The organism is Bradyrhizobium sp. SHOUNA76 (assembly GCF_023006445.1).
Classification (GTDB): domain Bacteria; phylum Pseudomonadota; class Alphaproteobacteria; order Rhizobiales; family Xanthobacteraceae; genus Bradyrhizobium.
Genome location: NZ_JALBHA010000293.1, coordinates 1 through 8,180, shown reverse-complemented (window position 1 = coordinate 8,180; position 8,180 = coordinate 1). Strand labels below are relative to the sequence as shown.

At 64.9% G+C, this 8,180-nt stretch carries 7 protein-coding genes; 3 read left to right on the top strand and 4 right to left on the bottom strand.

Going from position 1 to position 8,180, the window contains the following annotated elements; all coding sequences use genetic code 11:
- Both MOV74_RS24905 and MOV74_RS24900 read right to left on the bottom strand, forming a co-directional pair.
- Positions 1–949: acyl-CoA dehydrogenase family protein (locus tag MOV74_RS24905; RefSeq protein WP_246928626.1), on the bottom strand; the 949-nt coding region annotated here is incomplete at its 3' end.
- A gap of 126 nt (positions 950–1,075) precedes the next feature.
- On the bottom strand, positions 1,076–2,290 hold the full coding sequence (locus MOV74_RS24900) for an acyl-CoA dehydrogenase family protein (protein ID WP_246928624.1): 1,215 nt from the start codon (positions 2,288–2,290) through the stop codon (positions 1,076–1,078).
- A gap of 138 nt (positions 2,291–2,428) precedes the next feature.
- Here MOV74_RS24900 and MOV74_RS24895 point away from each other — a divergent pair, with 138 nt between their 5' ends.
- Both MOV74_RS24895 and MOV74_RS24890 read left to right on the top strand, forming a co-directional pair.
- Positions 2,429–2,974, top strand: coding sequence for a carboxymuconolactone decarboxylase family protein (locus MOV74_RS24895; protein WP_246928606.1), 546 nt, complete (start codon positions 2,429–2,431; stop codon positions 2,972–2,974).
- An 89-nt stretch (positions 2,975–3,063) separates the two neighbouring features.
- A complete protein-coding gene (locus tag MOV74_RS24890) occupies positions 3,064–3,558 on the top strand; it encodes a VOC family protein (RefSeq protein ID WP_246928604.1) in 495 nt (164 codons plus the stop codon).
- A gap of 178 nt (positions 3,559–3,736) precedes the next feature.
- Here the strand turns inward: MOV74_RS24890 and MOV74_RS24885 are convergent, their stop codons facing one another.
- Positions 3,737–4,972: an MFS transporter gene (locus MOV74_RS24885; protein WP_246928587.1), complete on the bottom strand. Its 1,236-nt coding sequence runs from the start codon at positions 4,970–4,972 to the stop codon at positions 3,737–3,739.
- Positions 4,973–5,182: 210 nt separating this feature from the next.
- Positions 5,183–6,430, bottom strand: a complete 1,248-nt coding sequence (locus MOV74_RS24880; RefSeq protein WP_246928585.1) for an MFS transporter — start codon at positions 6,428–6,430, stop codon at positions 5,183–5,185.
- A 209-nt stretch (positions 6,431–6,639) separates the two neighbouring features.
- Here MOV74_RS24880 and MOV74_RS24875 point away from each other — a divergent pair.
- Positions 6,640–8,180: S9 family peptidase (locus MOV74_RS24875; protein ID WP_246928583.1), on the top strand; the 1,541-nt coding region annotated here is incomplete at its 3' end.

Sequence of the window (8,180 nt, the reverse complement as noted above, 5' to 3'; positions counted from 1 at the left end):
CGACTGCTGAGGTCGCCTTGGCGACGTCGGCGTCCAGCGCCTGCAGCGCCTTCATGGCGGCGGCGCGGGTGATCTCGATGTCGACATAGAGCTCGGCGGCGCGGTGCTGCAGCGCCTGGAATTCGCCGATCAGCTTGCCGAACTGCTTTCTGTTCTTGAGATACTCGACGGTGCGGCCAAAGACTTCTTCGCTGAGGCCGACCAACTCAGCGGCGACCGCGCCGCGGCCGATGTCGAGCACGCCGTCGAGCAGAGCGGCACCCTGATCGACTTCGCCGAGCACGCCGTCGGCATTGACCTCGACATTGGCGAGCTCGATCCGAGCCGCATTGTGCGCGTCGACCATGATGGTGCGTTCGATCGCGACGCCCTTGGCCTTGGGGTTGACCAGGAACAGCGTCAGGCCGTCACGCTCTCCCGCGGAGCCCGCGGTGCGCGCGGCAACGATCAGGAGATCAGCGACGTGGCCGTCGACCACCAGGGCCTTGGCGCCCGAGAGTTTGAAGCCGTTGCCGGCGCGCACGGCCTGCAAGCTGGTCTGGTGCGGGCGATGTTTTGCGCCCTCGTCGATCGCCAGCGTCGCCAGCAGCGAGCCGCTCGCGATCTTCGGCAGATAGTCCGACTTCTGCGCGGCATTGCCGCCGCGGTTCAGCGCGGAAGCCGCGACCACGCTGGTGGCGAGGAACGGCGACGGCATCAAGGTACGGCCGATCTCCTCCATCACGATTCCGGCCTCGACATAGCCGAGACCGGAGCCGCCGAACTCTTCCGGCACCAACAGGCCGGCAAAACCCATCTCGGCGAAGGAATTCCAAAACTCCTTGGAGAATCCGGTGGGGTCTTTGCTGTCGCGCAAATGGCGCAGGTGCGACACCGGCGCCTTGTCGCTGATCAGCCCGCGCGCGCTATCGCGGAGCATCGATTGTTCTTCGGTGAGGACGAGGGCCATGTGCAAAGTCTCTAATATCGCGTGGAATGCGTATTGTTGGATGTCATTCCGGGGCACGCGCAGCGGGAACCCGGAATATCGAGGTTCCGGATTCGATGCTGCGCATCGCCCCGGAACGACGGTGAATCATGCCCCCGGCAGATCCAAGATGCGCTTGGCGACGATGCCGAGCATCACCTCCGTGGTGCCGCCCTCGATCGAATTGGCCTTGGTGCGCAGCCAGGCGCGCGGGCGGGCGCCCTGCTTGGATCGCTCGCTTTCCCATTCCAGCGCATCGACGCCGCCCGCGGACATCAGGATCTCGTAGCGGCGCTTGTTGAGCTCGGTGCCGTAATATTTCATCGCCGAGGAGAACGCCGGATGCGCCTGCCCCGCCTTGGCGAGATCGACCGCACGCTCGGCGCAGGCCGCGAGCGCGGCCTCATCCACCTCGAAGCTTGCGATCTTCCCGCGGAGCATCGCATCGTCGAGCTTGCCTTGCGCATCGGTGCCGACGGAATCGGCCGCGATCTGACCCAGCGGACGGCCGACGCCGCGTTCGCCCATGCCTGAGATCATCGCGCGCTCGTGCTGGAGCAGATATTTCGCGACGTCCCAGCCACGATTGACGGTGCCGACGACATGCGATTTCGGCACGCGGACGCCGTCGAAGAAGGTCTCGCAGAACGGCGAATAGCCGGAGATCAAGAGGATCGGCTTGGTCGTCACGCCCTTCGAGGTCATGTCGAACAGGATGAAGCTGATGCCATCGTGCTTCTTGGCCGTGGGATCGGTGCGCACCAGGCAGAAGATCCAGTCGGCGTAATTGGCGTAGGACGTCCAGATCTTCTGGCCGGTGATGATGAAATCGTCGCCATCGCTCTCGGCGCGGGTCTGGAGCGAAGCGAGATCGGAGCCGGCATTCGGCTCGGAGTAGCCCTGGCACCAGCGGATCTCGCCCGCGGCGATTTTGGGCAGATGCTCTTTCTTCTGCGCGTCGTTGCCGTATTTCAGCAGCGCCGGCCCGAGCATCCAGATGCCGAAGCTCGACAACGGCGGGCGAGCACCCATCTTCGCCATCTCGGCGCGCAGCACCTTGTGCTCGGCCGCGCTCAATCCGCCGCCGCCATATTCCTTCGGCCAATCAGGCACGGTCCAGCCCTTGTCACGCATGCGCTCGAACCAGATGCCTTGCGGCTCGGACGAGAATTTGGCGTTGCGCCCGCCCCAGAACACGTCGGCGTCAGAGGTTGCGGGCTTGCGCATCTCGGGCGGGCAATTGGCTTCCAGCCAGGCGCGCGTCTCGTTGCGGAATTGTTCGAGATCGGCGGTTTCAGTGTCGCTGGTTTTGGATTCAGGCATTGGTCGTTTCCATCAATCGAAATCGGCTTGTTGGGCGCGACTCTGGGCCATTGCACCGCGGAATTCAACCACTTCCGCGAGCCCGCATTCGGCTATAGTCGGCACCATGGCGAGCTTGAAAACAAAGAGGAAACGACAATGCGCCTGAAACTTCTTTCGCCTGGCGAAATGAGCGAGAGCCAGCGCCAGACCTATGACGAGTCGATCGCCGGCAAGCGCGGCAAGCCGCCGGCGCCGATGATGGCCTGGCTCAACAGTCCGGAGATGGCGCGCCACGCCACGCGGCTCGGCGAGGTCATGCGCTACGACACGATATTCCCGGCGAAGCTTTCGGAGATCGCGATCCTGGTGACGGCGCGGCACTGGACCGCGCATTACGAATGGTACGCGCACAAGCGCCTCGCGCTTGCCGGCGGCATGGACCCGAAAATCATCGACGCGATCCGCGACCGCCGCACGCCTGAGTTCGACGATCCCAAGGGCAAGATGATCTACGATCTCGCAAAATCGCTGCATGAGGGCCACGGCGTCGAAAAGGGGCTCTACGACGAGGCCGTGAAGCTGCTTGGCGAGCGCGGCGTCGTCGAGGTGATCGGGCTGTGCGGCTATTACACGATGGTGTCGATGACGCTGAACACCTTTGAGTTCGAGCTGCCCGAGGATGAGGAGAAGGAACTGGCGTAGTTTCCCGTTCGGAAACGCTGGGTTTCAGGATCGGCAATAGCACCGTCTCCGAGTGCGCCTTATCTGCATGACATCAACGGAGCAGCCACATGTCGCAGAACCAAGCCGTCGCCGCCGGCACCCGGATCGGCCATGTCCACCTCAAGGTCGCCGATCTCGATCGCGCGCTCGGCTTTTATTGCGGCGTGCTCGGCTTCGAGCTGATGCAGAAGATGGGCTCGGGTGCGGCCTTCATCTCGGCCGGCGGCTATCATCATCACATCGGGCTCAACACCTGGGAAAGCAAGGGCGGCTCACCGCCGCCGCCGGGCACCACTGGGCTCTATCACACCGCGATCCTCTATCCGACCAGGCCAGCGCTGGCGGATGCGCTGCACCGGGTGCTCACGGCCGGCATTGCGCTGGATGGCGCCAGCGATCACGGTGTCAGCGAGGCGCTATACTTGCGCGATCCGGACCAGAATGGCGTGGAGCTGTATTGGGACAAGCCGAGGGAGCAATGGCCGCTCGGGCCGGATGGCAAGCTGGCGATGTTCACCAAGCGGCTGGACGTGGAAGCGTTGTTGAAGCAGCGTGAGGGGTAAATTCCGCTCTCACCCCTCGTCATTGCGAGGGCTCCTCGCAATGACGGAGTGTGTTGAGGCACCGTCGCGTCATCAAACGCAGGTCCCGTAGGGTGGGCAAAGCGCAGCGTGCCCACCAATTCTTGTACGTGCGTGGAGAGACTGTTGGTGGGCACGGCGCTTCGCGCCTTTGCCCACCCTACGAGAGCTTTGTGCGCGACCTCCCCCGCACCATGATCAGCGCCGCCGCCATCACTTCCAGCGCGATGCAGAGATAGAATGGCAGCGAATAGCCGCCGGACCAATCGCGCAAGGCCCCGACGACACCGGGGCCGAAGGCGTAGGTGACCTGGTTGATCGCGGTGTTGAGGCTGATCAGCACGCCGAACGAGGCGCTGTCGAACTCCTGCTGCACGATCAGCGACGGCAGCGTGATGAGATTGCCGACGGAGAAGCCGAACACCGCACAGGCTGCGATCAGCGCATAGTCATTGTGCAAATTGATGACGACGAGCAGCGCGGCGGCCTGGCTGAGGAACGACAGCGCCGAGGCCAGCCGCTGGTTGAGGCGGTCGATCACCAGCGAGAACAGCACGCGGCCTACCACCGCCATCGCGGTCAGCACCGCGACCGCCACCGCGGCGCGCTCGCGGCCGATCACGGGATCGAGGAACGAGATCAGATGCACGATGAAGCCGACCTGCGCGAACAGCACCAGCGCAAAGGCAATCGTCACCGTGAGGAAGCCGACATCGCGCAGTGCCCAGGCGCGGATCTGCGTCGATGATTGCGGCGTCGCTTTCGCTGACGCCTTCCAGCCGTGAAGATCGGGCGGCCGGCCGACGAGAAGCAGGATCACCGGCAGCAGCAGCACCAGCATGGCGCCGGCGGCGGCATACATCGCGCCGGCGAAGCCGATATGGGCGATCAGCGTGATCAGCAACGGCACGCCGACGATGCCGCCGAAGCTGGCGCCGTTGAGCGCCAGGCTGATCGCCATGCCGCGCTTGTGGTCGAACCACAGACTGATCGTGTTGGTGATCATGGCGAGGCTGGTGCCGGCCCAGCCGAAGGCGAGCACGGCATTGGCGAGATAAAGCTGCCAGGGCTCGCGCACCGCGCCGATCGCGACGCTAGCTGCCGCCATCACCAGCGTGCCGGCGATCAGGCAGAGCCGCGGACCATAGTTGCGGACGGCCTCGCCGACGAACACGACGAGCAACGCGCCGAACAGATAGAAGAACGTGGTCCCTGCGGAGATCAGCGATGCCGGCCAGCCCCGGGCGCGCTGGAGCTCGGCGACATAGACGCTCTGGCCGTAGAAACCGAGCCCCCAGCCGAAGGTCGCAAGCAGGAAGCAGACCGCGACGATGCGCCAGCCTTCGTAGCGGAGGGAGGATTCGTCGATCGTCGGCTGTTGAAGATTATCGAGCATCGCTGCTTACTCCGTCATGCCCGGGCATAGCCGTCTGAAGGACGGCGTCGCTTCCGCTCGCCATGTCCCGGCCATCCACGTTCTTTCTTCAGCGTCCTAAGACGGGGATGGCCGGGACAAGCCCGGCCATCACGACATCTAAATAGTCCTCACCCGAAAATCACTTCGACAGTGATCGAAGCATCAACGTTGGTGACAGCCTCCTGCCAGTCAGATGGCGTCCGGGAACTCGCCCATCGCCGCCTCCAGCCGCGCCTTGCGGCGGCGGGCCCAGGACACCAGCGAGAGCACGGCAAGGCCCAGCACGACCGGTGGGAACACCACGAGGTTCACCGCCGACCAGCCGTAATTGGCGAGCAGCTGGCCCGAGGAGAACGAGCCGATCGCCATCATGCCGAACACCAGGAAATCGTTGAAGGCCTGAACCTTGTTGCGCTCCTGCGGCCGGTGCGTCTCCAGCACCAGCGCGGACGCGCCGATGAAGGAGAAATTCCAGCCGACACCGAGCACGACCAGTGTGGCCCAGAAATGCATCGCGGTGAGACCGGAGAGGCCGATGCCGGCGGCGCCAGCTTCCAGCAGCAGGCCGGCCGCCACGATCTTCGGCGCACCGAAGCGGGCGATCAGCGCGCCCGTGAAGAAGCTCGGCCCGTACATCGCGACGATGTGCCATTGAATGCCGAAATTGGAATCGGACACGGACAGACCGCACATCTTCATGGCGAGCGGTGCCGAGGTCATCACCAGATTCATCATGGGATAGGAGATGATGCCGCACAGCGCCGCGGCGATGAAGCGCGGCTGCGTCACGATGGTGAGCAACGGCCGGCCACCGTGGAGATCGGCCGGCGCGGGCTTCGGCATATCGACGCCGGCAACGATGCCCATGGCGACCAGCGCCACTGCGGCCTGGACCAGGAAGCTGAAGGCGAACAGATAGGGCTGCCAGACGTCCATGGTCCATTGCACGAGCTGCGGACCGAGCACGCCGGCGAACACGCCGCCCGCCATCACCCAGGACACCGCCTTGGGCCGGTAGGCCGCGCTGGCGCCGTCGGCGGCGGCAAAGCGATAGGACTGCGCCACGGAGCCGTAGAGGCCGCCGAGGAAGGTCGCGATGCAGAACAGCACGAACGAGCCGTGCAGGATCGCGAACGAGCCGAGCACGCCGGTGAGGACACCGCAGCCGGTGCCGATGACGAAAGCCCAGCGGCGGCCGAAGCGACGCGAGATCGCGCCGGTCGGCAGCGTGCCGGCAGCAAGCCCGACGACGTACATCGACAGCGGCACCGTCGCGAGCGACATGTCGGGCGCGAGCGTCGCGCCGACGATCGAGCCGGTGGCGAAAATCACCGCCGAATTGGCGCCCGTCAGCGCCTGCGCCGCAGCAAGGCGCACCACATTGGCACGCGCGCGGGCGTCGTCGGCGATCTCATGGGCTGAAGTCACGTCAAGCATGGGATTTTCCGCCCCCAAGGGACTTTCAAGGGGCTCACAAGGGGTTTGTTGATTCCCGGCACTATGGAGGGGTGCGGGAGGGCGGGCAACCGGCGCAAACGGGCGCAGGCCATGCCTCTGACGCAATCGAACGGATGATAGCGGGCCGCGCCCTTGACGGCTTGCGCTCGATCAAACCCTATCCGCCGCGATTTGAAGGAGTTTCGTTCATGACCGTCGACGACAGGCCCACGCTCAACGCTCCCGACGACGATCCCTTTCTGTGGCTGGAGGAGATCGAGGGCACGCAAGCGCTGGATTTCGTCGAGCGGCAGAATCAACTGACGCTGCAGGCGTTCGGGGGCAAAGCCTTCGAGCACGACCGCGACATCCTAGCTGCGATCTACGACCGCCCGGACAACATTCCCTATGTCAGCCGGCGCGGCACCGATCTGCAAAATCTCTGGAAGGATGCCACCAACCCGCGCGGCCTGTGGCGGCGGACGACGCTGACGGAGTTTCGCAAAGCCCGCCCAGCGTGGGAGACCATGCTGGACATCGACAAGCTCGCAACGAGCGAAGGCGAGGACTGGCTGCTCAGCGGGATTGCCACGATGCCGGGAAGCTCGCACGCCATGCTGAGCCTGTCGCGCGGCGGTAGCGACGCCGTGACGTTGCGCGAATTCGACATGGATACGAAGAGCTTCGTGACAGACGGTTTTGCGCTGCCTGAGGCGAAGGGCGGCGCGGACTGGATCGATGCCGACACGCTGCTGCTGTCGAGCGCCCATGGCGAGGGCATGGCGACGACATCAGGCTACGCTCGGACCGTGCGGCTGTGGCGGCGCGGCCAGCCCGTTGAACAAGCGGCCGTGCTGTTCGAAGCTTCCGTGAACGACATGGCCGCGTATGGCCATATCGACCGCATGACGCCAAATCGCATGATCTGGTTCGGCCGGATGCTCGACTTCTTCAATTACAGTGTCTCGGTCGGAGACCAGACCGGCCCCGTCTCGAAGATAGACCTTCCCACCGCCATCGAGCTGCAAGCCCATGGCGACTGGCTCGCGATCAAACCGCGCGAGGATTGGTCCGTGGCCGGACAGATGCACAAAGCGGACACCGTGCTCGGCATCAGGCTCTCGGACTTGCTGGCGGGCCGCCGCGAATTCGCCGTGCTGTTCGAGCCGGCGCCTCGACGGGCAGTTCAGGGATTTTTCTGGGTCGCCGGCAAGCTCGTGCTGTCGATCCTCGACGAGCTCAGGCCGCGCTTCGAGGTCTGCACGCCATCTGCTGCGGGCTGGAGCCGCGCAACGCTTTCCGGCCTGCCTGAGATCGGCGTCGTCGACGTCTGGCCGCTCGATCGTCATCCGTCTGAGAGCAATGGCGACCTGCTCGCCAATGTGCAGGACCCGCTCACGCCGCCGTCGATGCTGCTGCTCGAACGCGGCGTCGCGAGCCCGGTTGTGCTGAAGCAGGCACCGAAGACGTTCACCGCCGACGGCCTGGTGGTGACGCAGCACGAGGCGATCTCGATCGACGGCGAGCGCATTCCCTATGTCCAGACCGGACCGGCGGGCGAGACCGGCGATGCGCCGGTGTATATGAGCGCCTATGGCGGCTTCGCTCTTGCGGTGAAGCCGTATTACAACGCCTCGCTGGGCAAGCTCTGGCTGGAGCGCGGCGGCACCACGGTGCAGGCAAACTTACGCGGCGGCGGCGAGTTCGGCACGCGCTGGCACGACGCCGGCCGGCTCGCCGGCAAAACGCT

Excerpts from the sequence above, each read along its gene's own strand:
- MOV74_RS24880 (WP_246928585.1), bottom strand. The coding sequence starts at position 6,430 with ATGCTTGACGTGACTTCAGCCCATGAGATCGCCGACGACGCCCGCGCG.
- MOV74_RS24900 (WP_246928624.1), bottom strand. The coding sequence starts at position 2,290 with ATGCCTGAATCCAAAACCAGCGACACTGAAACCGCCGATCTCGAACAA.
- MOV74_RS24885 (WP_246928587.1), bottom strand. The coding sequence starts at position 4,972 with ATGCTCGATAATCTTCAACAGCCGACGATCGACGAATCCTCCCTCCGC.
- MOV74_RS24890 (WP_246928604.1), top strand. The coding sequence starts at position 3,064 with ATGTCGCAGAACCAAGCCGTCGCCGCCGGCACCCGGATCGGCCATGTC.
- MOV74_RS24895 (WP_246928606.1), top strand. The coding sequence starts at position 2,429 with ATGCGCCTGAAACTTCTTTCGCCTGGCGAAATGAGCGAGAGCCAGCGC.